The sequence below is a fragment of the Pseudoruegeria sp. SK021 genome (assembly GCF_002119405.1).
Taxonomy (GTDB): Bacteria; Pseudomonadota; Alphaproteobacteria; order Rhodobacterales; family Rhodobacteraceae; genus Meridianimarinicoccus.
In genome coordinates this window covers 1-23,794 of sequence record NZ_MTBG01000015.1, presented here as the reverse complement: position 1 = coordinate 23,794, position 23,794 = coordinate 1, and the positions used below count along the sequence as shown (strand labels likewise).

Genomic DNA, 23,794 nt, shown 5'->3' with positions numbered 1-23,794 from the left:
TTAGGTGTTGGACTTGCGAAAAGTCTGGCCATAGAGGCGCAACCAGTTTCCGTGGGTGATCTTGGCGACGTCATCGGCCGAGAACCCCACATCGCGAAGGCCGTCTGGAATGATCTGCATGTCTTCGAGGGTCTGGAACCAATCAGGCGGCGGGGCCTTGCCCGGACGGGCCGCCGACGCCGCGCCGTAATCGACTTCGCGGGTCCACCGCCCCATCCGCATCCAGTCGTAATCGGGCTTGGTAAAGTTATGGCTGCGATCCGTTCCAATCGCGACGCTGTCGATGCCCGCGATCTCGACCGTGCGCGCGATCATCTCACACCACTGCGCAATCGGGCCAGAGTAATAGTCGCCGGTGATGTTGCGATAGGCGGCGCAACCGATGACCCCGCCCGAAGCACGCAAGGCATGTAACACCTTGTCGGATTTGTTGCGCTGATGTGGAAACAGGCTCGCGGCATTGGCATGGGTGACGGCAATCGGCTTGTCGCTGGCCTCAATCGCGTCGAGGGTTGACCGGTCGCCCACGTGGCTGCAATCGATCAGGATGCCGTGCCGGTTCATCTCGGCGATGACCTGACGGCCATAGCGCGCCAGCCCGCAATCTTCGGCCTCATAGCAGCTTCCGGCCAGGTCATTCTGGTTGTTATAGGTCAGTTGCACCACCCGGACACCCAGCTCGGCAAACATTTCAACCAGCCGGATCCGCCCCTCAAAGAGGTTGGCGTTTTGATAGCCCAAGATCGCAGCGACCTTGCCGGCCTCTGCTGCGGTGGTGATGTCTTCGGGCGTATAGGCAAACGCGGCCACATCGTTATTGCCGCGGATCAGATCGCGCCACTGGCCAAGGCTGTCGAGGCTTTCCAATGCGCCTTCCCAGAAGCCGCAGGTCACCACGACACCGTGCACGCCTGCGGACTTCAGCTTGATGAAAGAGTCCCGGTCAAAATGCCCGCATTGCAGTCCGTCGATCATCATTGACTGAGTTCCTTCGTCGTTTTCAAGCTCTGTGCTGTGTCTGCCGATCTGTCCGGCACGTCCGACCCGGCGATGAAACTGGTGTCGGTATCGTCATCATTGTCGGTGCGGCCAATGACCTGCCCATCCTCAGTGACGATGTTCACCCCGGCATGGCGGCGCGAGACCACACTGTCTGGGGTCAACGCCGTCTGCGCCAAGGCCCAAACCTGCCACCACAGATCAGCGGCAATCGGGCAGCCTTCGGCCATGACACGGGACAGAACCGGATCGGCGACAGGCCCGCGCCGGGCCGTGACGCGCGGTCCCTCAATCTCAAGATCGAGGCCGGCGCGACGGCCCAACCCGATCGCAATGCCCAGTTCCTGCGGGTGGCGCAGGTTGCCGACCTCGATGCAGGTGGTTTCGGCTGTGGCCAGCCCCTCGCCCAGCAGATCGAGCAACGATGGCACGACAAACCACGCGTGTTCCCCGCCGCCGTCCAGATGCAGGCCGCCTGCATCGGTCTGGGTCAGGGTCAGCTGGGTCGGGTCGGCGGACTTGATCGTGTCAAACGCGGCCAAAAGCTGCGCGAACCCGCCAAAGCCCATAGCTTCGGAATACATCACCACATCGCCAACCGTCATCGCGAAACCTTTGGGCAAGCTGGTCAGCGACAGGATGCGTTCGGACATCATCCGCATTTCGCGCGGCATCACGCGCAAGGGGTGCTCAGTCATTGGCGGGCTCTCCGGGGTAAAACCAGCGCGCCCCGATGCCCGCACGCAGGTCATCGCGCGTCGGCGCCCCCTGAAACAGAACACCGCGCAGATTGCGCTGTAGATAGTCGCGCGTCTTGTCGATGCCGTGGAAGGCCACATTCATCAGACGCACAAGGTCGATCGGCACGAAATCGGCCGCATTGATGTTGGCCATCGGCGTGTGGAACGGGTCGTCCCGAAGGCTTTGGACCCGCGCGACCAGCAACCGATACGCCGGGAAGGCCAGCAAAAAGCGTGCGACGGACTGATCTTGGGGCGCGCCGGTCAGGTCCCGCATCAGGGCTTGAACCGCAGTTGGCAAATCCAAGCCAAGATCGCGGGCCTCAGGCACCTCGGCGCGCAAGCCTCGGCGCGGCTCTTCTGCCGTTTCGGATTTGTACCAGACATAATCCTGTGCCCCGGGGGCTTGCATGTCCATCGACAGGGCCCAGTCGTAAGTGTCGGACAGCTGCGCGCGCAGCTCGGCCACTGTCGCAAGGGGATCGACGGCCAATTCATCCGCGCCCGCCACGCGGCGGATCGCGGCATCCGCCGTCTCTGGCACCAGTTCCATGATCATCGACAGGAATGTCTCATAGCTTTCCGGCGTCATATCGGCCTGCACTGACAGGGCCAGTTGGTCCAGCGGATAGCGCACTTGCGCCCCGTCTAGCAAACCGGTCGCCGACAGCGCCGCAAGCCGAGGCAACAGACTGTCCAACTCATCGGCCACCTGCGACGAGGCGGCGAAGGTTTCATACATCATCCGGTCTTGGCGGCGGAACTGCACCGCTTGCGCCAACAGATCCCGCAAAGCCTCAATCCGCGCGTCGCCTTTGCCCAGTTCCAGTGCCAACGCCGCAGCCACGGTTGCCTCGCGCGCGCCGATCCACGAAGCCAGCAGCCGGGGATGCTTTTGCACGAAAAAGATCAGTCCCAGCGCCGAGCCGTTGCCAACCCCTAAATAACGCCGGATCGCCGGGTCCAGGGGCACGGCGCGATCGGACTGAAGCGTTGCCAGATGCTCGACCAGATCGCAGGACAATTCGCGCATCAGATAGGCATTCAAGATTTGCGCCTGTAGCACGCCGCCCAACGGATGCTCTGCCCCCAGCGAGGGGAACGACCGGGTGCCAAAGGTGCCGTTGCCATCAAGCCCGGTATTCCGCATCAGGTAGCACACGGAATTCAGATCCGCGATCTTGGGCTGACGGCCTTCGGACAGCGCCTCAAGCGTCGCATTAAAGACCCGCATCGATCGGTTCGAGCGGCACCAGACCAGCGCATTCGGGGTCGCACGGCCACGGTACAGCAGCGGGATCTGGCTGCGGGCGGATTCGATATCTGCCTCGGTCGCCGGCCCTTCGTTCAGCGTGCCCATCATGTCCCACGACCGACCAATGATCCGGCCCGTGCGGGCCTTCAGGCTGGGGGGCGAGGAAAAGGCGATGAAGCTAAACTCGCGGGCATCCGGCCCGGCACCGGTCCGGATCGAATAGACGATGGTGCCCTTTGCATCGGCATCCACATCCATCCGGTCCAGCCGGATATCCCAGCGCTCTGCGATCATTCGGTTCATCATGCTCCAGGTGCCGCTCAGGCGGCTCGGTTGCATAGCTGCCAGCCGGTTCGGTCGCATGACTTCGCGCCAGTTTCGCAAGGTCGGTCGCCCGTCGCCATCGTATTGGTGGAGCGCAGTGCTCATGATCTGTCCTGTATCCCTTGTAGCAATCCTGAAATTTCTGCGGCGGCCTCCAGCATCGGCTCGAGGATCGCGGCAAGGTCAAACCGCCCCTCCGGCTGAACCAACGACACTGTCGCGATGACTTTCTGGCGCGCGTCGAAAACCGGCACGGCCATCCCGATCACTCCGGACTGCGTATAGCCGGACGAAATCGCATAGCCGTCGGCGCGGACCTTTTGCATGATCTCTTCGGTAGGCAGCGGATGCTCACCCGTGCGCAGACGGTCCAGAATGTGACCCTCGGCAAAGGCGCATAGCACCCGCCCCGATGCAGACCCATCCAACGACAACATGGTCCCGATCTGCTGAACGGCCCGCAGCAAAGTGTTCGTTTCGACCCGCGCCACGATGCAGGGCAGTCCGCGATCAATCACCGCAAGAGACACCGTTTCTTTGATCCGGTCGGCAAGTCGGCTGAGCACCGGTTCAACCCGCGTTCCCAAATCGGTCTGCTCAAGCGCCGCCGCCGCGAGACGGGTCGCAAACATCGTCAACCGATAAGCACCGGTGGCGTCCTGATCCAGCCATCCCGCTTCGACCAATGTAAACAGACGCTGATAGGCCGTAGCGCGGGACAATCCCAAATCGCTGGACACTGCGCCCAACCTGACCGGTGCGCCCTGACGCGAAAAGAAGTCGATGATCTCAAGCGTCTTCAAAACCGTTGACAGCGGCCGCACACCTGCCGGCTCACGCCCCTGACCAGAGGATGCATCCTTCCGATTTCCGCCTGATTGCTCTGCCACGCTTGCGAACCCCTCGTTACCGCATGTATTCTAAATAAATACGTCGTATCTATAATGAATATACTGGAGCAAGTGTCCGCAATCTGTCAAACTTAATTTGCCGACCCGAACGTTGCCGACGCTATCGGCTTGTTATTCCGGCAAAGAAGGCGCGCAGCCTAGAAGATTTGGATGAATAATTGAGCGCAGTTTGGCAGAATTAAGCTTACATCAAAAGAAAATCCCCGAATCATTGCCAATTTATCGGCCATCCTCATCACCATTCAAAAATCTTGCTCAAAATTATTGACAGGCGTCCCGGACGCGGCAATGGTCGCGTCACAACGCTCCCCCTCCCCACACAGCCCAACTTTCGCGGAGACCCACATGACAACTGGCGCCGACATCCTTGCGCGGACCCTTGCCGATCAGGGCGTGGACACGTGTTTTGCAAATCCCGGCACGACCGAAATGCACCTGCTATCCGCCCTTGGCCGCGAATCCCGCATCGCCTTGCATCTGTGTTTGTTTGAAGGGGTCGCCACCGGGGCCGCAGACGGGTTTGCGCGGATGGCAGAACGTCCGGCAGCGGTGCTGCTACATCTTGGTCCGGGCCTTGCGAACGGCATGGCCAACCTGCACAACGCGCGCAAAGCAGCCAGTCCGTTGGTCAATATCGTGGGCGAGCATGCGACCTATCATCTGGATCACGACGCGCCGCTGACCGCAGATATCGCCGGCATGGCCCGAACCGTGTCTGACCTTGTCGTCACTCCGACCAGCGTGGACGCCATGGCCGACGCCACTGCCGCAACCATGGCCGCAATTGCAGGACCAGACCAACGGGTCGCCACCATGATCGTGCCAAATGATCTAGCGTGGCAAGACACCGAACGCACTGCGAAACCGCACGCGCCCCTGCCCGCACGGCCAATGAACCCAACGGCCCTGCCCCGCGCCGCCGCGGCCTTGCAGAAGGGAGATGCCGCTGCGCTGATGATCGGCGCGCCCTATATCACCGAAAAGATCGCCCGACTGGCCCACGCCATTGGGGCCGCCACCGGCTGCCGGGTATTTACCGAACCGACCGTGGCCCGCATGGCCCGTGGCGGCGACATCCCGGCGCTTCGGCGGCAACCGTTCCATGTCGACTTCGCGACCGAAGCGCTGTCGGGCCTTGCCGATGCGGTTCTGGTGGGGGCAAAGACCCCGGTCGCCTTTTTCGCCTATCCCAACCGCCCCAGCCTGTTGCTGCCCACAGACGCGACGATCATTGACCTTGCGCCACCGCTGGCAGACATCGAAGCCGCCTTGCAAGCCCTCGCCGATGCCCTTGGCGCAACGCCGGTAGAGGCAGCCAATCCCGGCATTTCATCGGGCGATCCCACCGCGGCCATCACGGCAGAGACCCTTGGGCGGGCCGTGGCCTCCGCACTTCCTGAAGGTGCGATCGTGGTTGATGAATCGATCACCAACGGCTTGCATATGTTTGCTGAATGCGCCGGTGCTGCCCGTCACGACTGGCTGAACAATCGCGGTGGCTCCATCGGTTATTCGATGCCGGTTGCGGTCGGCGCGGCCATCGCTTGCCCCGACCGGCCGGTTCTATGCGTTACCGGCGACGGGTCCGCAGCCTATACCTTGCAAGCCTTGTGGTCGATGGCGCGGGCACGGCTGAACGTCACCGTGGTGATCCTTGCCAATCGCAGCTACCGCATTCTGGCCAACGAAATGTCTAAGATCGGCGCGGGCAGCCCGACCGATGCGACCTTGCCGTTGATGAGCCTTGAGGATCCAGCGCCGGACTGGGTGAAACTGGCGGAGGGGCACGGCGTCGCGGGCTGCCGCGTCAGCGAGGCGGGCGCACTTTCCCGGGCCATCGCCGATGCAATGGCCACCCCCGGCCCCCGCCTGATCGAGGCGACGATGTGATCAAGCATTCGCAGCGCACACCGTCGCGGGACGGCGGCGCGCCCTCGTCTCGCTTGATGGCGATGGCGTGCCAAGACTGCACCACAAGGATACCGCAATGACCGACCCCGCATTCGATATCGGCGCGCGCCTGTTGGCCATGCGCAAGGCGGCGGGCTACTCCCAGCGCCATCTCGCGGAACGCGCCGGCGTGCCGCACGCGCAAATCTCGATCATAGAACAGAACAAATCCAGTCCATCGATCGCCACCTTGCGCAAAATTTTGTCCGGCTTGAATCTGACGATGGGGGACTTCTTCGAGGATGATCGCAGCGCCCCAGACGGGCCGTTTTTTGGCACCGAGGATCTGCTGGACCTGACGTCGAAATTACCGGCCAGCGGCGTCATGGATAGCACCGGCAGAATGGCCTTTCGCCAGATCGGTGATGCCCGCCGCTACAACCTGCAAATCTTGCATGAAACCTATGACATAGGCGCCGACACCGGTGAAAACATGCTCGACCATTTTTCATCCGAGGGCGGATATGTCCTTGAAGGTGCGCTGGAAGTCACCGTTGGAACCGACGTGCGGGTGCTTGGCCCCGGCGAATCTTATCTGTTCGACTCCCGGCTTCCCCACCGCTTTCGAAATGTGCACGATGGCGTCACAGTGGTGATTTCTGCCTGCACGCCCCCCTATCTTTGACCGCCGCATTCAGCGCCATGTTGCTTGAAATATTTCACGGCGATACCCAGTTTCACATCTCTACCGTCAGAGGATTCCCATGACACGCTCAACCGAACTCGAAGCCCGTCGCCAAGCCGCTGTCGCCCGTGGCGTGGCCGGAAAACCGCTCTATGCCGAGCGCGCCCTGAATGCAGAGCTTTGGGATGTGGACGGCACCCGCTTTATCGATTTCGCCGCAGGCATTGCCGTGACCAATACCGGCCATTGCCACCCCAAGGTGATGCAGGCCGTTGCCGATCAGGCCGCCGCATTTACCCATACCTGTTTCCATGTTGCACCGTTCGAAGGCTATGTGCGCCTATGCGAGCGTCTGAACGCCATGGTCGACACCGGCGCGGCGAACAAATCGCTCTGCCTGACCACCGGGGTCGAAGCGGTTGAGAACGCGATCAAAATCGCCCGCGCGGCGACAGGTCGCCCCGGCGTGATCGCGTTTGGCGGGGCCTTTCATGGCCGCACCGCCATGGGGATGGCCCTGACCGGCAAAGTGATGCCATACAAAAAGACCTTTGGCCCGCTGCCCTCTGGCATTTATCACGCGCCGTTTCCGAACGCATATCTGGGCGTCTCCACGGACGAGGCCCTGCGCGGTCTGGACACGATCCTGACCAGCGATATTGCCCCGGACGAGGTCGCAGCCTTCATCGTCGAACCGGTTCAGGGCGAAGGGGGCTTCAACGTTGCACCGCCAGAGTTTCTGGCGGCATTGCGCGCCCGGGCGGACGCGCATGGGATCATCCTGATCCTTGACGAAGTGCAAGGCGGGATGGCCCGCACCGGGCGGATGCTGTCCTGCGAACATGCCGGCGTCAAACCGGACATCGTGACACTGGCCAAGGGCTTGGGTGGCGGCTTTCCGATTTCGGCGGTTGTCGGCCGCGCGGAGTTGATCGACGCGCCCCATTCCGGCGGCTTGGGCGGCACCTATGCTGGCAATCCATTGGCGGTGGCGGCGGCCCATGCGGTGCTTGACGTGATTGCCGACGATGACCTCTGTGCCCGGGCCGAAGTGGTTGGGACGCGGTTGCGCGACACCCTTACCAAAGCCGCGACCAAGGTCAGCGCCATTGGCGACATTCGCGGCCTTGGTGCCATGGTGGCGTTTGAACTGGTGGATGACGGCGATCCGGCCCGTCCGGCACCGGACCTATGCAACCGGATCATCGCCGAGGCCCAATCGCGCGGCCTGATCCTGCTGTCCTGCGGCACCCGCGCCAATGTCGTCCGCCTGCTGCCGGCGCTAACGATCGAAGATGCGGTCCTCGACGAAGGAGCGGCCATCCTTTACGCCGCAATCGTCGCTGCAGCCGGGTCCGCCTGACCGCCGCATTTGGCCGCCACACCCGACCAAAAACATCTCGAAAAGGGCCGGTGATCCTATCGGCCCCCAAGAACAGGACACAGCCATGCGCTATCCAGACACCCAACTTTTTATCAACGGCACATGGGGACCCGCGGCAGACGCCCGCACCTTGCCGGTGATCGACCCGGCCACCGCGCAGGAAATTGGCCGCGTTGCTCATGCCGGCATCGCCGATCTTGACCGGGCCCTAAGCGCTGCCAGCGCCGGGTTTGCCATCTGGTCCGCCACCGGGGCGTATGAGCGTGCCAAGCTGATGCGCCGTGCCGCCGATTTGTTGCGCGACCGCGCCGATGACATCGCGGCTTTGATGACCGCCGAACAAGGCAAGCCCCTCGCAGAGTCGAAGATGGAGGTCCTCGCCGGGGCCGATACCATCGACTGGTTTGCCGAAGAGGCCCGCCGCACCTATGGGCAGGTCATCCCGTCCCGCAAGCCCGGCGTCACCCAACTGACCCTGAAACAGCCGGTAGGGCCGGTCGCGGCCTTCACGCCGTGGAACTTCCCGATCAACCAAGTGGTGCGCAAGCTGTCTGCCGCTTTGGCTGCGGGATGCTCGATCATCGTCAAGGCCCCCGAGGAAACCCCCGCCTCGCCTGCGGAATTGATCCGCTGTTTTGCGGACGCGGGCGTCCCCGCCGGTGTGGTCAATCTGGTCTATGGCGATCCGGCCGAAATTTCCGGCTATCTGATCCCGCATCCGGTGATCCGCAAAATCTCATTCACCGGCTCGACCCCTGTGGGCAAGCAACTGGCCGCACTGGCCGGGGCGCATATGAAGAAGGCGACGATGGAACTGGGCGGCCACGCCCCGGTGTTGGTGTTCGGGGATGCCGATATCGAGACTGCCATCGCGGCGATGGCAGCGACCAAGTTCCGCAATGCCGGTCAGGTCTGCATCTCGCCCACCCGGTTTCTGGTGCAAGACAGCGTTGCGGATCAATTCGTGGACGGCTTTGCCAAAGCCGCAGAAGCGGTCCGCGTTGGCCCGGGAACCGACCCCGACAGCGCAATGGGACCACTGGCCAATGATCGGCGCATCCCCGCCCTTGAACGGATGATCGACGATGCCGTCGCCCGCGGCGCCACCCTTGTCACCGGCGGAAAACGGATTGGCAATTCGGGATGGTTCTTTGAGCCGACCGTTTTGCGCGACGTGCCCGTTGATGCCGACATCATGAACGACGAGCCCTTCGGCCCGGTCGCCGTCATCAACCGATTCAACACCGCGGACGCAGCCTTTGCCGAGGCCAATCGCCTGCCCTTTGGACTGGCCGCCTATGCCTTCACCCGGTCCTCGGCGACAGCCACCCGCTTGCAAAACGAAGTGCGCGCCGGGATGCTGTCGGTGAACCATGTCGGGCTGGCCTTGCCCGAAGTGCCGTTCGGCGGCATCGGCGAATCCGGGATCGGCACCGAAGGCGGGTCCGAGGCGATCGAGGCCTATCTCGACACCCGCTTCATCACCCGCCTGGACTGACCACCGCCCGCATGACACCCCCACCAGCGGCCACATCGACCGCTGGTGGAGCCAGACTTCCGGCTTAACCGGGGTCCGAAAAACGTCGCGTGCCCTGACCCAATACCGGGGCCGCCTTATCCAGCGCCATTGGGCTGCGCGAGAACGTCAGCGGCGTCCGCAGCCCTTCGATCCCTTCGGGGGCAATGCGCAAAGCGCGTGCATCGATCTGAGGTTCTGACAGGGCTTCGGCCACGGTGTTGATCGGACCGACCGGCACCCCTGCCGCTTCCAGCAAGGCGATCAGTTCGGCCTTGCTGTGGGTCGCCGTTTGCGCGGCAAGCAAGGCACACAGCACGTCCCGGTGTTCGACCCGGGCCGGGTTGGTCGCATAGTGGTCGTCTCCGGCCAGCCCCTCCAGATCAAGCGCCCGGCACAGCGCCCCAAATTGCCGATCGTTTCCGCAAGCGATGATGATATGTCCATCAGAGGACGGAAACACCTGATACGGCACAATGTTAGGATGCGCATTGCCAAGACGGGTGGGCACTGCCCCGCCCAACAGGAAATTGGTCGCTTGGTTGGCCAGCACGCCAACCCCACAATCCAGCAGCGACAGGTCAATATGCTGCCCCAGCCCCGATCGCGCCCGTTCAGCCAGCGCCGCCTGAATGCCGATCACCCCATACAGGCCGGTGAAAATATCGATCCACGCCACGCCGACCTTTTGCGGTTCTCCCAACGGATCACCGGTCAGGTCCATCACCCCGCACATGCCCTGAATGAGAAAATCATAGCCCGGCTGCTTGGCCCGCGGGCCGTTCTGGCCAAACCCCGTGACCGACGCATAGACAAGGCCCGGATTGAGGGCGCTGAGACTGGCATAGTCCAGCCCGAACTTGTCCAAACCGCCAACTTTGAAATTCTCGATTACCACGTCCGCATCGGCGATCATGGCTTTCAGACTGGCAAGATCGGTCGGATCGGAAAAATCGCAGATCACTGAGGTCTTGCCGCGATTGGCCGCGTGGAAATAAGCCGCCGTCGTCTCAACGCCGCCATTGCCGTCGGGCCGATCGACGAAAGGCGGCCCCCATCGGCGCGTGTCATCGCCTTCGGGGGCTTCAACCTTGATTACCTCGGCGCCAAGATCTGCCAGCGTCTGACCGATCCAAGGACCGGCCAGAATGCGCGCCAACTCAATGACCTTGAGGCCCTTTAAGGGCGGGTCTTGGGTCATCTGCTGTGACATCTCAGCCAAAGGCCTGAATGCCGGTAATCGCCCGGCCAAGGATCAGGGCATGCACATCATGGGTGCCCTCATAGGTATTCACGGTCTCAAGGTTCTGAGCGTGGCGCATCACATGATATTCGATCTGGATGCCGTTACCGCCATGCATGTCCCGAGATTGCCGGGCAATATCCAACGCCTTGCCACAGTTGTTGCGCTTGATCATTGAGATCATCTCAGGCGCAAACCGGCCCTGATCGAACAGCTGACCCACCCGCAAACAGGCCTGAAGCCCCAGCGTGATCTCGGTATGCATATCCGCCAATTTCTTTTGATACAGTTGGGTTGCGGCCAGCGGGCGTTTGAACTGATGGCGATCAAGGCCGTATTGGCGTGAGCGGGTAAAGCAATCTTCGGCGGCCCCCATCACCCCCCACGCAATGCCATACCGGGCACGGTTCAGACAGCCAAATGGCCCGCCCATGCCTTCGGCATTCGGCAACAGCGCCTCTTCGCCAACCTCGACATTGTCCATCACGATCTCGCCGGTGATCGAAGCGCGCAATGACAGCTTGCCGCCGATCTTTGGCGCGGTCAGCCCTTTCATCCCTTTCTCAAGGATAAAGCCACGGACCTTGCCGCCATGAGCCTCGGACTTGGCCCAGACCACGAACACATCGGCGATCGGACTGTTGGAAATCCACATTTTCGACCCGATCAGACGGTATCCGCCCTCGGTCTTGATCGCCCGGGTTTTCATGCCGCTGGGGTCCGATCCGGCATCCGGCTCGGTCAGGCCGAAGCAGCCGATATATTCCCCGCTTGCAAGTTTCGGAAGATATTTCTGCCGCTGCTCTTCCGAGCCATAGGCGTAAATCGGGAACATCACGAGCGAGGATTGCACCGACATCATCGACCGATAGCCGCTATCCACACGCTCGACTTCCCGCGCCACGAGACCATAGGCCACGTACGACGCCCCGACCCCGCCATATTCTTCCGGAACCGTCACACCCAAAAGGCCATTTTCACCCATCTCCCGAAAGATTTCCGGGTCGGTGGTTTCATCCAGATAGGCCCGCTCAACCCGCGGCATCAATCGGTCTGCGGCAAACGCCCGCGCGGATGCGCTGATCATCCGATCCTCTTCGCTCAGTTGTTCTTCAAACAGGAAGGGATCTGCCCAGTTATACGGGATGCCTTTGTGGGACGCTGTCGACATATGGTTTCCTCTGACGATGATCAGTCACGTTTCATGCAATTTTCATGGTAATATCAGGGGCGAACTGCAATAAACATCAAGTTTACCTCATGAGTTCATGCAGTAATGGAATGCAAATGCGGCAACGGCGCTTCCTTCCCTCGATCAAATTGCTGCTGGCCTTGGATGCGGTGGTGCGGCACGGCTCTGTCACAGCCGCGGCTGATGAACTGGATCTGACGCAGAGCACGGTCAGCCGGTTAATTCTTGCCTTGGAAGACCAGCTTGGCAAGGACCTGTTCACCCGCGAGCACCGCCGCTTGATCCCCACCGCCGCTGCCATCAGCTATCAGCGCGACGTTGCCCGCGCCCTTGCCATGATCCAGCGCGCCAGCATGTCGGTGGTTGCCAACCCCGAAGGCGGCACCCTGTCGCTTGCGGTGTTGCCGACCTTCGCAACCCGGTGGCTCGGACCGCGTCTGGGGCGGTTTCTAAATGCGCATCCGGGTATCGCGATCAACATGTCGACACGGATCGGTCGGTTTGATTTTTCGGGCGAGGTGTTTGACGCCGCCATCTACTTCGGCGCGGCGGATTGGGACGGCGCCAACCATCTGAAACTTTTCGACGAAACCGTGACGGCCTGCGTGTCGCCCGGCTTTGCCGCGGCCCACAAGCTTGACACGCTCGCCGATCTTGCCGGGGTTCCCATGCTTCATCTGGAATCGCGATCGACCTTCTGGGCCGATTGGTTTCAAGGCCAAGGCGGCACCCCCACCGGTGCCGGCGGCATGCTGATGGACCAGTTCTCGATGGTGATCCAAGCGGCGATTTCGGGCTTGGGGGTCGCGCTGTTACCAGATTATCTCGCCCAGATCGAAATCAGCGAAGGCCGCTTGCTGCCCGTGCTCAAACAGGATGTTCCGGTGCGCGGGGCCTATTGGCTTGTGTGGCCGAAGGACAAAGATAACGACGGTGCCCTGCGGGCATTCCGCATCTGGCTGTCAGAACAATCACAACCGCACAATCAGTCACCCGACGAGGTTCAACCGCCGCCATTATAAAGTGCGATGCGCCGCCAAGGTTGCCTCCCCGCCTGAAGTGCTCCCTCAGTCACGGCCAACATCCCGAAGTACCGCGCTGAGAGTAACGCGCGAAAGTTGGTGATGCCCTGAGGGACGGCATATCATGGCCGCGTTCAGACGCCGTCAATTCTCAGCCGAGAAAGGGATATGATGGTGTGGATCCAACGGACCCTGCGCATGCAGGGTCTGGCGCAGCAGATCAGCGGCGGTGCCGTCATCTTCATTCTTCGGACGACCCGGTGATTTCTTACGGGTTTTCATCAGAATTTGGCTTCCACGCACTAATAACGACATTGATCATTTCAAATACCAACCAAAAGCATGGGCTTGCAAATGCCAAGTCACCGTGCGCCGCCAGCCATCCACGAAGCTTCAGGCAATTGACGCAGCCGTAGCATGGCCCAGACGCCCAGAACAGGGCCGGGCACCAGCATCAAAAATACCCATTGCCACCCGACAACAGCCGCCAACAACGGCACCCCCCAGATCGCTAGAACGGTGAGGGCAAAGCCGATCCCAAGCTGCAATGTCACAGCGGTGCCAACAAAACGGCTATCTGCCAATTCGGTGACCGCAGCGGAAAACTGCGCGCTATCGCCAATCACCGAAATGCCCCAGATCACCGCGACCAGCGCCAGCGCCCAACCCGGACCATCGAACAACACGCCGATCAACAGGGCGCATGACCCAGAGACCGCCATCATCCCGGCAGTGGTCAGACAACGCCCGATCCGGTCGGACAAGACCCCACCCAAAATGCAGCCTGCAACCCCGGATGCGACCACCACAAAGCTCAGCATGGAGGGGGACCCAAAGGGAAACGGCGACAGCCCGGTTTCGGCGGCGGCAGTTCCAAAGGCCAGAATCCAAGCCCACATTGCGTAAAGCTCCCACATATGGCCAAAATAGCCAAGATTTGCGAGCCAGAGCGGCTTGACCGTAAACACTTGAAGACATTGGCGCGGATTGAACGTGGCACGTCCAAAGGCATGCGGGCCCTCATGCACAAGCGTTGCAAAGATCGCGGCCGAGGTCAGCGTTAGCGCACTGGTTCCGATCACCACCATCTGCCACGCTAGGCCATCCGTCACCGCCCGCAGCAAATGCGGCATCGACGATCCCAACGTCAGCGCCCCGATCAAGAACCCCAATGCCAACCCCCTGCCCTTGACGAACCACGTCGCCATCAGTTTAAGCGCGGGCGGATAGACCCCGGCCAATGCCACCCCGGTCAGAAATCGCGCAAAGATCGCCAGTCCTGGGGTCTCGACAAACAGCAAGGCTGCATTTGCGGCGGCTGCGCAGAGGGCACTGACCGCCATCAGGCGCTGCATTCGTACGATGTCAGGAAGGTTGACCAAGGAGGCCGCAATCGCACCGACGACAAACCCGATCTGTACAGCGTTGGTCAGCCAAGCCGCCTGTGACGTGCTCAGCCGCCAATGCGTAATCAGTTCCGGCACGATCGCCGTCGCCGAAAACCAAGTCGTCAAGACGCCGACCACGCCAACGCACATCAGCGCAAGCATTTTCCAGCGTCCTGCGGCACTTGTGTCTTCGGCGACGGCATCGTTCATATCAGAGTCCTTGCAGCGGCATGGTATAGGTGGTGGCTTCGCCTTCGACGCAAACCGCGCCGTCGCCATCCACCACGGTCACTTTCAACGTACAGATCGGCTTGTCATCTCGAACGCTCAGAACCTCAACACTGCCGGTAATCACTTCATCGATACCGACCGCCTTTTTGAAGTTCAGGTTGGTGTTGAGAAAGACGGTCCCCGGCCCCGGCAGATCCTCCGCCACAACCGCATTCAGAATGCCGGTGGTCACACCGCCCTGAACGATCAGTTTGCCGAACGGGGTCTTTTTGGCCAGCGCCTCGTCGTAATGTACCGGGTTGCGGTCGCCTGTCATCTCGGTGAAGGCGTGAATATCCGTCATCGATGTGGTGCGGCTGCGCTTGGCCACCTGTCCGACCTGTGGTTTGCCGTTCGTGACTTTGGCCCAGCCGTCCTTGAGTGCGGTATCGCTCATGCTAAATCCCCTTTGGGTGTGGTTTGTGACGTGATGATGCGGAAACATGGCAGGACGCGCCCCCCGATGTTGGTCGGCGCGAAGCCCACCGCTTGTCCAACCTGCGGCGCGTCGCCCAGAATATGGCTCAGCATGGTCGGGCCTTCGGCCAGCGCCACCAGCCCGACAGTATAGGGCGTCACTGCCATCCAGCCCGGATGCCCGGGTCGGTGGACGATGGTGAAGGATTTCAGCGTCCCCTGCCCCGATGCCGGAACCCAATGCAAATCCCCTGACCAGCAATGAGGGCAAATCTCACGCGGATAGAACACATGCTGCTGGCACCCGCCGCAGAGCTGTAGGATGAACCGGCCCTCTGCCGCCGCGTCCCAGAACGGTTCGGTCAGCGGAATGGTGGTTGGTCCCGGGACATTGATGTCGGTCAGGTTCGTCATACGTCTGCCCCCAATACCAGCGCCACAGCTTCGGACATCGTGGCACCGTTGCCGGTCACCAGCGCAAGCTCGGCCCCTTGAATTTGTCGGCCAGTGGCGGTGCCGCGCAACTGGTGCACAGCGTCGACAACATGCACCATCCCCCCGGCAAGATCGGGCTGGCCAAAGCCCAACTGGCCACCATTGGAGTTCATCGGATAGCGACCGGCGGGACCAAAATCGTGGTCGCGCATGAACGCCCCAAACCCGCCCGGCGGACATATCCCGGAATCTTCCAGCGTGGTGGCGACCATGACTGTATAACAGTCATAAAGCGACAGCAGCGACATATCCTGAACCCGGGTGCCGGATTGTGCAAAGGCGCGCGCCATTGACGGCTTCAGGGGACCAGAGGTCAAATCCGGCGCTTGAGACACCGCACGATGAGTGATCTTTTCGCCCGCGCCCAACAGATGCACGGCGGTCATGCCCCGGTCTTTGGCACGCTTGGCCGAGGTCACGATCACCGCCTCGGCCCCGGCGACCGGCATCACGATTTCAAATTTGTGCAACGGCGCGGCGATCATAGGCGAGGCAAGGATTTCGTCGACACTTGCGGGCTGGCCGTAAAAGATTGCCTCGGGCGTCAGTTGGGCGTTGGCCCGGGCCCAATGCGCAATCAGGGCAAAATCCGCATCCGTGCTGCCGTACTGTGCCATATGCGCCTGCTTGAGCAAGGCATAGGCGACATTGGCCCCGGAGGCCCCGAATGGCACGTCAAATTCGCGGATCGGATTGCGGTTGGGGCTGCGCGGCGCGTCAGAATTGCGATGGTTCCCGATAACGCACAGCACCGCCTCGCACATGCCCGCCTCAATCGCAGCCGCAGCGCGCCAGATCATACCCAGCCCGGACGCACCGCCAAGATCGACAACATTGGACATGGTCGGCATCAGCCCAAGGTACTCCGCCATGGTGGCCGGCACGTGCTGCGGCGTCTCACCGACCTGCGGCCCGACAAGCAGCCCGTCGATCTCAGCCTTCTCAAGACCAGAATCCGTCAGCGCCAGCGCGGCGCACCGCGCCAACATTCCCAGTGTGCTTTCACCGACAGTTCGACGGATCGGGGCCAGTTCACCTACGCCGACAATTGCGGCCTTTGACCGAGCCAGGCTCATAGTGCTGCCTCGCGGCTGAGACCGGAAAACTGCAAAAGACACTCCTCGTTCACAAGCGACGCGCGGTTCTTGACCTCCAGACCAGAGGCAACGGCGCGCGCGGCCGCCTCCACCCGCTTGCCATTGACGGTATAAGGAATGGCGCTCACCTGATAAATGCAGGCCGGGACATGGCGCGGCGAACAGGCCGCCCGTAACGCCATCCGAATGTCACGGGCCAATCCATCCCCCAGAGACTGCCCATCTTTCAGGATCAGACACAGCACTATCTCTTCATCGCCCGGAATGGCGCGGCCAAAGACAATGCTGTCCTCAATCTGGGGAAAGTTTTCGCAGACGTTATAGATATCGGCCGTGCCGATCCGCACCCCGCCGGGGTTTAAGGTGCAGTCCGACCGACCGTGGATCACCGCTGTCCCGTCTGGCTCGATCTGGGCATGATCGCCATGGGTCCAGATCTCGGCCCGCTCCGCGAAGTAGGCCTTGTGATACCGCGCATCCCCATCCGGACCCCAAAAGGTCAGTGGCATCGACGGGAAGGGTTCGGTGCAGACCAGATCTCCGGCCCGACCGATGATCGGCGCACCACGGTCGTCCAATACATTCGCCGCCATGCCCAATCCCCGAACCGTCAGATGACCGCGCGTCACCGGATGCAGGGGCGAGCCAAGCAGGAAACACCCCATGATTTCGGTCCCACCGGAAATCGAGGCAAACCCGAGGTCGGCCTTCACCTTGTCATAGATCCAGTCGTATTGATGCGGAGCCACCGGGCTGCCCGCCGACAGCATCCAGCGCAGGCTGCTTAAGTCCTTTTCGGCACCGGGCGCATACCCCTGTTCGGCCAGCGTCGCGAGGTATTTCGGTGAGATCCCCAAATGCGTCAACCGCAGATCCGCAACCGCCGTCCATAACGGACTGCAATCCAGCTTGCCGTCGCGTTTGATGATCGGTGCGCCGTCATAGAGGACCACGGTCGCACCACAGCCAAGCGAAGCAACGACCCAGTGATACATCATCCACGCCGTATTGGTGTACCAAAGGAACCGGTCCCCTTGGCGCAGATCGCCGTGCAGCATGTGTTCTTTGAGTTGCTGTAGCAGAACACCGCCGGTGCGATGCACAATCGCCTTGGGGGCACCGGTAGTACCCGAGGTATAAAGAACATAGCACGGCGCATCAAAGGCAAGCCGTTCAAACTCAAGAGAACCGGCCGTACCAAATGCCTGCCAATCAGTGACCGGCACCTCGGCCGTCACATCGCCTGCACCGATGGTGACAAGATGTTCCAGCCCGACCATGCCACGCGCCACATCAGACAGGCGTGTCGACAAGTCTACATCCTTGCCACCATAGCGCACCTGCGCCTGAACGATCATCAGCTTGGGGTTTACCCGACCGATCCGGTCGAGGATTGCCGCCACCCCGAAGTCCGGAGAACACGACGTCCAGATCGCGCCGATGGACATGGCGGCCAGTTGGGTCACAAGACATTCCAGACGGTTTGGCAAGACCACACCGACGCTGTCCCCGACGCCGACACCGACTGTGCGCATGCCACGGGCAATCCGGGCCACCTCAGCACGCAATTCGGCACGGGTGATGTCACGCCGCCCGCCATCTTCATCAGTTTCAATCACGGCCAGCGCCGCATCATCGCCTTTCAGAAAATTCTCGGCAATGTTCAAGCGCGCCTCAGGAAAAAACTGCGCCCCAGTCATCCGTGCGCCGCCCGGAGCGGTAAACGCGATGTCGCCCTTGTCACCGATGACGCCGGCAAAGTCCCAGAACGCCGACCAGAAGCCGCCGAGATCCGAAACCGACCATGCGTGCAAGGCGGGGTAGTCTGCAGCCGACCTGCCGACAGACTTTGCAAAATCTGCTAGGGCCGAACTGCTTGCCCAAGCCGAATCCGGCTGCCACATCTGTTGTTCGTCCATGAACTTTTTCCTCCTCCAAGGCGACCTCGCGCACTGCGGCCCTCACTTATGGACTAATCGGTACAACAGCCAGTCGTAAAGCGGGTTTTTATTTTTTCGGCCGATGATCCACTTATTGTTTACAGCGGGTTCGCAAGACTGCGATTGGCGAGCTGCCGAATGATCGACAGGGAAGTCGGAATATATTACAATTCAATGATATTTGGGCCATTCTTCCGGATTCATAGCCGCGCCCAACGCAATATATTGGCAGTTGGTCGCAGCAGAAATTCAACTGCTTGAGTTCGCCAAATGCAATGGATTAGCGTGTCTGCCAAAATTTCAGCCTTGTCGGAATAATGTTTCACAGCCTAGGGTCAAAAGTTGTACCGATCGGTCAGTGGAGGGCAGGTCGGACTTTGGGAGGAAATCATTCTATACACAATGGGTGCCGCGTGCTCTGGCTTCGCGCGCAAATACATTCCCAATCCGTTCATCTTTGCGATCATTCTAACGATCGTGACGGCGATTTTGGCGGTTCTACTTACCCCCACCACCCCCGCCGAGGTCGTCGGACAATGGTACGGCGGGTTCTGGAATCTTCTGACATTCGCCATGCAGATGACGGTCATTTTGCTGTTCGGTTACGTGCTGGCATCGTCGCCACCGGTTGGACGCGCCATCGATAAAGTTGCCAAATTGCCGAAGACACCGTCACAGGCGATTGTCACGGTCACGTTGCTTGCTGTGGTGTTCGGTGCGCTCAGCTGGGGTCTTGGACTGATTATTGGCGCCATTTCAGCCCGCCGAATTTGCGAATCGTGCCTCCGCCGTGGCATCAAGGTACATTATCCTTTGGCCGCTGCCGCAGGCTTTTCCGGGCTGATCATTTTCAACTGCGGTCTGTCCGCGTCGGCACCGTTACTGGTCAATACCGCCGGTCATTTCATGATGGATGAGATCGGCCTGATCCCCTTGGATCAGACCATCCTTACCGGCTTCAACATCGTGACGCTGATTGCCTATGGCCTGATCATCCCTTTCGTTTATGCCGCCATGCAGCCCAAGGAAGCCGACCGGATGCTTGTCGAAATCGAAGGCACCCCACGCTCTCTGGGTGCTGCTGCCAGCAGCGACGCGCTTGGCGGCAACGCCAGTCTGGTCAATCCGCATGATGGAACATTCGCGGCCAAAATGGAGAATTCGCAGATTCTGAGTTGGATCGTGGTTCTGACAGGGATGGGGTATATCCTGTGGCACTTCGCCACCAATGGCTTCGATCTGAACCTCAATCTGGTGAACTTCACGCTGCTGATCCTTGGTATGGCCGCGCACCGCACCCCTATCGCCTATGTCCGCGCCGTCGATGAGGCGATCGGAGCCTGTGGTCAGGTGGTGCTACAATTCCCCTTCTATGCAGGGATCATGGGCATCATGGCCGGGTCCGGCCTAATTGCCATTTTTGCCAGCGGACTTGTGTCAATCTCGAATGAACTGACCTTTCCGTTCCTTGCGATGATCAGCGCGGCTGTGGTTAATCTTTTTGTCCCGTCTGCCGGCGGACAGTGGGCGGTGCAGGGGCCAATTCTGATTGAGGCTGCGCAGCAGATAAACGCGAATATCGCCCAAACGGTGATTGCTTTCGGCTATGGCGATCAGTTGACCAACGGACTGCAACCGATGTGGATGCTACCGCTACTCGGCGTCACCCGTCTGCGCGCCGGGGACATCCTAGGATACACCGCCGTGATGATGATCTTTGCCACCGTCATCTTCGGAATTGGCGTCACTTTGGTGCCACTTTTTCTGTAACCTGACGGGCCGGGTGCTCTCTGCGCTCGGCCCTCTGGTCCAATCAGTCCAAAAATGCTAACCCTCAGGCATATTTTCCGTCGAAGGTCCCCTATGGCTGTTTTGTCCGACACCCCTGATCCCATTTCCGGCACCACCCGCCAGATAATGAAAGCCGTTGCCCCGCTATTTGCCGAGCGCGGCTTTGGCGCCGTTGGAACGGCCGAAATCTGTGCCGTGTCTGGCCATGGCAAAGGCGCGCTTTACCACCACATCGGGTCAAAAGAATCCCTACTGTACAACATCATGACAGTCTATCTGCGGGATCTTCTGGACGATGCCGCCGCCGTGGTCGCCAGCACAATCGACACCGAATCCCGTGTAAAGGCACTGTCCTTGGGTCTGATGCAGGCCGTCATCCAAACAAATGCCGAAATGACGGTCTGCTTTCGAGAGGTTCACGCCCTGTCGCCTGACAAGCGGCGGGACGTGTTGCGCCTGCATGGCGACTATTACCGGCTGTGGGAACGTGTGGCCAATGATGGGCGCGATACTGGGGTATTTCGCCCCGTTGATTCCGACGAACTTAAGGGGCTTTTGGGCATGTACTTCTATTCCTTCCTCTGGGTCTCGTCTGCCCGGGTCGGCGATATCGAAGCGCTGGCCGAGAAGTTTTCCGGTATCGTAATGCGAGCCTGCCGGGCCAACTAAGTCTGGACAGCCCTGCAAGACATCTGTACCGTTCGGTACAGAGACGCCATTCAAGCGGGGATCACCATGCAGCCAGGCATCTTTATCGTCAGCGCAAAGCGCGCCCCCATCGCGCGCCTCAACGGGTCGCTGGCGGGCATGTCGGCGGCCCAGATCGGGGCGCAGGTCATGCGCGCAGTTCTGGCCGACGCCGCAGTCGATCCCGGCCTGCTGGACGAGGTTATCGTCGGTCAGGTGCTTCAGGGCGGTGCAGGTCAGAACCCCGCACGCCAAGCCGCGATCTGGGCCGGCATTCCCGTCCACGTGCCTGCAATGACCATCAACAAGGTGTGCGGTGCCGGTCAGAAATCCATTCACCTTGCCGCACAGGCGATCAAGGCGGGGGATGCAGATATGGTTTTAGCCACCGGTCAAGACAGCATGACCGAGGCACCGCATCTTCTGTATGGCGCACGAACACCGCTTAAAATGGGGGATCAGACGGCGCGTGACATGATGATCGTCGACGGCTTGTGGGACGTTTTCAACGACATCCATATGGGATCCACAGTTGAGGCGTTGGCCCAACGCTATCAGATCACCCGTGACGAACAGGACCGCTTTGCGATTCAGTCGCAGGAAAAGGCGCTGCGTGCACAGGCTGATGGCAGCTTCGACGCCGAAATCGTCCCTATTCAGGTGCCTTCACGCCAAGGCGATGTCCTATTCTGCCGCGATGAACATCCGAAGGCGACTAGCCTTGACACGCTCGCGGCAATGCGCCCTGCGTTTAGCGGGGCCGGCACCATCACCGCAGGCAATGCATCGGGGTTGAACGATGGCGCTTCGGCCGTGCTGGTGGTCAGCGAGAAATACCTTCGAAACCTGAACCTGACCCCGCTGGCTCGGATCGTGTCCTACGCTGCCGGAGCGCTTGACCCGATGGACATGGGCCTCGGCCCGGTCACGGCCTCGCGCAAGGCACTAGACAAGGCCGGCTGGACCGCGGCCGACCTTGACCGGCTGGAAATTAACGAAGCCTTCGCCGCCCAGTCACTGGCCGTGAACCGAGAGATGGATTGGGATCCAATGCGGATCAACTGCAACGGCGGTGCGATTGCCCTCGGCCATCCACTGGCGGCCAGCGGCAACCGAATCGTCACAACCTTGGTTCACGGCATGAGGCGCAACGGGGCAAAACGCGGCCTCGCTTCCCTATGCATCGGCGGCGGAATGGGCGTCGCGACCTGTCTTGAAGCCTGTTGACACGGATGGCGCTTTGAAAGCCAGCCACTGAAGACAGGAGCGAGTTTCAACTCGCCGATGCCGACCCACATCAAAATCGCATTGACGCTCGGCTCAACTCGGTTTGACTCCTTGAACAGCCCCATATTCACCGACTCAAGAAGGGGAAAAATGCCGACGACAGCCTCTTTGTAGTAGTCAAATTCGATCATTTTGTTCTGCATATCGCGCCCAGTGTTTGAGACCTATTTTTGCATTCCTGCCACTTTTGCGACATTTTTGGCAGTTTATCACGTCAAACTAACCACCGGCATCCCCCACCCAAACCCTACGTAGAAGGCCAGAAATTTGGCCGCCAAAACACGGCTATTTTTTCAAAACCTACGGCGTCATAACCACCTGTGCAGTTTTTGCGGGTCATTTTCGAGGTCATATCTGCTGGCATGCTTGTGGTTATGACGCCGTAGGTTTTTTCGAAAAAGTGATTGTTGCGACGTCGAAATAGGTGTACCTTTTCAGTAGCTTCACTGGCCGGAAATCATGGCGAATATGGGAGTTTTGGCGGAAATGGATGACCCGCTGGCGGAAGCTCTCCGGTCGGAAAGCCGACGTACAGGCCGTCAGCGCCGCTGAGAGAGCGCCTGAAGTGGCATGTCGTGTTTTTTTGACCCCGGCATACGTTGACCACGGAAGGCCCCTCAGGGGGCCGTTTTGGTGGATCTGCGGCGATTTCCTGAAATCCATAGGTTTCGGTCTGATTTTGGACGGCCATAATCCTTGATTTTATTGGCCTAAAATCCCGTCAAACTTCTCCTGAAAACGCGTCGTGGCCCCATCACATGGTTGTTGCCGTCCATATAGCCCCTGCTGCGTCGTCAGCGCGTTGTCGATGCGTCGTCAGCGCGTCGTCAGTGCGTCGATAAGTGAGCGCTGTTCTTGCTATAAACAATAAATATTGCCATGATATTTTTGGCTAAAGCGTTTCTGTTTTAACCTGAAACATATCCGACGGCCTTGAAGTAGTTCCAGCATTCTTGAGGGTCGTATAGATCGCAGATTTTTCCGATGGCATCGAACACGTCGGTGAATGTCCTAGCCCCGATCCGGCGAAGATGGGCTTTCAGCTTGGAGAATGCCTGTTCGATGGGATTAAGGTCAGGCGAGTATGGCGGCAGGAAAAGGAACCAGCATCCATGCGCCCGCAGTGCATCTGCGGCCTCCTTGTTTTTGTGGGTCGCCAAGTTGTCCAGTATGACGACTGTTCCGGGCTCAATTTCTGGCACCAGAACTTCGCGTACATAGGCGGCGAAGGCAGGGCCATCCATGGCACCCTTTATGACCC

Annotated in this window: 20 protein-coding genes; 8 read left to right on the top strand and 12 right to left on the bottom strand. The window is 60.4% G+C overall.

The features are described 5' to 3' along the window. Genes BV911_RS10680 through BV911_RS10665 form a run of 4 tightly spaced genes read right to left on the bottom strand, consistent with a single transcriptional unit; the run spans nt 1 to nt 4,208 of the window. Entirely contained in the window at nt 1–978 is a 978-nt protein-coding gene (locus BV911_RS10680; protein WP_086053601.1) for a dipeptidase, read from the bottom strand. Further along, nucleotides 975–1,697: a hypothetical protein gene (locus BV911_RS10675; protein WP_205963842.1), complete on the bottom strand. Its 723-nt coding sequence runs from the start codon at nt 1,695–1,697 to the stop codon at nt 975–977. The genes BV911_RS10680 and BV911_RS10675 overlap by 4 nt, the downstream gene beginning before the upstream one ends. Then, nucleotides 1,690–3,423, bottom strand: coding sequence for a hypothetical protein (locus BV911_RS10670; protein WP_240512216.1), 1,734 nt, complete (start codon nt 3,421–3,423; stop codon nt 1,690–1,692). Before BV911_RS10670 ends, BV911_RS10675 begins: the two co-directional genes overlap by 8 nt. Continuing rightward, nucleotides 3,420–4,208 (bottom strand): IclR family transcriptional regulator, encoded by a 789-nt coding sequence (locus tag BV911_RS10665; protein ID WP_086053599.1) that lies wholly within the window; start codon nt 4,206–4,208, stop codon nt 3,420–3,422. Before BV911_RS10665 ends, BV911_RS10670 begins: the two co-directional genes overlap by 4 nt. A 366-nt stretch (nt 4,209–4,574) precedes the next feature. Here BV911_RS10665 and BV911_RS10660 point away from each other — a divergent pair, with 366 nt between their 5' ends. The 4 genes from BV911_RS10660 (at nt 4,575) to BV911_RS10645 (ending at nt 9,686) form a co-directional block, all read left to right on the top strand. After that, nucleotides 4,575–6,119 carry an acetolactate synthase large subunit gene (locus BV911_RS10660; protein ID WP_168184042.1) on the top strand — a complete coding sequence of 515 codons (1,545 nt, stop codon included), beginning with the start codon at nt 4,575–4,577 and terminating at the stop codon, nt 6,117–6,119. A gap of 97 nt (nt 6,120–6,216) precedes the next feature. Further along, nucleotides 6,217–6,804, top strand: a complete 588-nt coding sequence (locus BV911_RS10655; protein WP_086053597.1) for a cupin domain-containing protein — start codon at nt 6,217–6,219, stop codon at nt 6,802–6,804. A 79-nt stretch (nt 6,805–6,883) separates the two neighbouring features. Further along, complete coding sequence (gabT, locus tag BV911_RS10650) at nt 6,884–8,167, top strand: 4-aminobutyrate--2-oxoglutarate transaminase (protein WP_086053596.1); 1,284 nt, start codon at nt 6,884–6,886, stop codon at nt 8,165–8,167. An 85-nt stretch (nt 8,168–8,252) separates the two neighbouring features. Next, complete coding sequence (locus BV911_RS10645; RefSeq protein WP_086053595.1) at nt 8,253–9,686, top strand: NAD-dependent succinate-semialdehyde dehydrogenase; 1,434 nt, start codon at nt 8,253–8,255, stop codon at nt 9,684–9,686. A gap of 64 nt (nt 9,687–9,750) precedes the next feature. Here BV911_RS10645 and BV911_RS10640 read toward each other — a convergent pair whose 3' ends face one another. Together BV911_RS10640 and BV911_RS10635 are read right to left on the bottom strand one after the other, a co-directional pair. Then, nucleotides 9,751–10,917, bottom strand: coding sequence for a CaiB/BaiF CoA-transferase family protein (locus tag BV911_RS10640; protein WP_240512215.1), 1,167 nt, complete (start codon nt 10,915–10,917; stop codon nt 9,751–9,753). A gap of 1 nt (nt 10,918) precedes the next feature. After that, nucleotides 10,919–12,118: an acyl-CoA dehydrogenase gene (locus BV911_RS10635; RefSeq protein ID WP_086053594.1), complete on the bottom strand. Its 1,200-nt coding sequence runs from the start codon at nt 12,116–12,118 to the stop codon at nt 10,919–10,921. A gap of 116 nt (nt 12,119–12,234) precedes the next feature. On the opposite strand from BV911_RS10635, the gene BV911_RS10630 reads away from it, so the two are divergent. Next, complete coding sequence (locus tag BV911_RS10630) at nt 12,235–13,161, top strand: LysR family transcriptional regulator (protein WP_086053593.1); 927 nt, start codon at nt 12,235–12,237, stop codon at nt 13,159–13,161. 362 nt (nt 13,162–13,523) lie between these two features. On the opposite strand, the gene BV911_RS10625 is transcribed toward BV911_RS10630, so the two are convergent. The 5 genes from BV911_RS10625 to BV911_RS10605 are packed head-to-tail and all read right to left on the bottom strand — an operon-like array spanning nt 13,524 to nt 18,747. Next, nucleotides 13,524–14,759 (bottom strand): MFS transporter, encoded by a 1,236-nt coding sequence (locus tag BV911_RS10625; protein WP_086053592.1) that lies wholly within the window; start codon nt 14,757–14,759, stop codon nt 13,524–13,526. A gap of 1 nt (nt 14,760) precedes the next feature. Continuing rightward, entirely contained in the window at nt 14,761–15,216 is a 456-nt protein-coding gene (locus tag BV911_RS10620; RefSeq protein WP_086053591.1) for a MaoC family dehydratase, read from the bottom strand. Continuing rightward, a complete protein-coding gene (locus BV911_RS10615) occupies nt 15,213–15,650 on the bottom strand; it encodes a Zn-ribbon domain-containing OB-fold protein (protein ID WP_086053590.1) in 438 nt (145 codons plus the stop codon). Before BV911_RS10615 ends, BV911_RS10620 begins: the two co-directional genes overlap by 4 nt. Continuing rightward, the gene (locus BV911_RS10610; RefSeq protein WP_086053589.1) at nt 15,647–16,807 is read right to left on the bottom strand and encodes a thiolase family protein; all 1,161 of its coding nucleotides are present in this window, start codon (nt 16,805–16,807) and stop codon (nt 15,647–15,649) included. The genes BV911_RS10615 and BV911_RS10610 overlap by 4 nt, the downstream gene beginning before the upstream one ends. Next, nucleotides 16,804–18,747, bottom strand: a complete 1,944-nt coding sequence (locus BV911_RS10605) for an acetoacetate--CoA ligase (protein ID WP_205963840.1) — start codon at nt 18,745–18,747, stop codon at nt 16,804–16,806. Before BV911_RS10605 ends, BV911_RS10610 begins: the two co-directional genes overlap by 4 nt. 363 nt (nt 18,748–19,110) lie before the next feature. Between BV911_RS10605 and BV911_RS10600 the strand changes: the two genes are divergently transcribed. The 3 genes from BV911_RS10600 to BV911_RS10590 all read left to right on the top strand — a co-directional run bounded on the left by BV911_RS10600 (nt 19,111) and on the right by BV911_RS10590 (nt 22,473). Further along, nucleotides 19,111–20,538 (top strand): short-chain fatty acid transporter, encoded by a 1,428-nt coding sequence (locus BV911_RS10600; RefSeq protein ID WP_139840068.1) that lies wholly within the window; start codon nt 19,111–19,113, stop codon nt 20,536–20,538. 93 nt (nt 20,539–20,631) lie between these two features. After that, entirely contained in the window at nt 20,632–21,228 is a 597-nt protein-coding gene (locus BV911_RS10595) for a TetR/AcrR family transcriptional regulator (RefSeq protein ID WP_168184041.1), read from the top strand. 66 nt (nt 21,229–21,294) lie between these two features. Further along, complete coding sequence (locus tag BV911_RS10590) at nt 21,295–22,473, top strand: acetyl-CoA C-acetyltransferase (protein ID WP_086053586.1); 1,179 nt, start codon at nt 21,295–21,297, stop codon at nt 22,471–22,473. A gap of 968 nt (nt 22,474–23,441) precedes the next feature. Here the strand turns inward: BV911_RS10590 and BV911_RS10585 are convergent. Further along, a partial coding sequence (locus BV911_RS10585; RefSeq protein WP_139840067.1) for a transposase occupies nt 23,442–23,794 on the bottom strand: 353 nt, incomplete at its 5' end.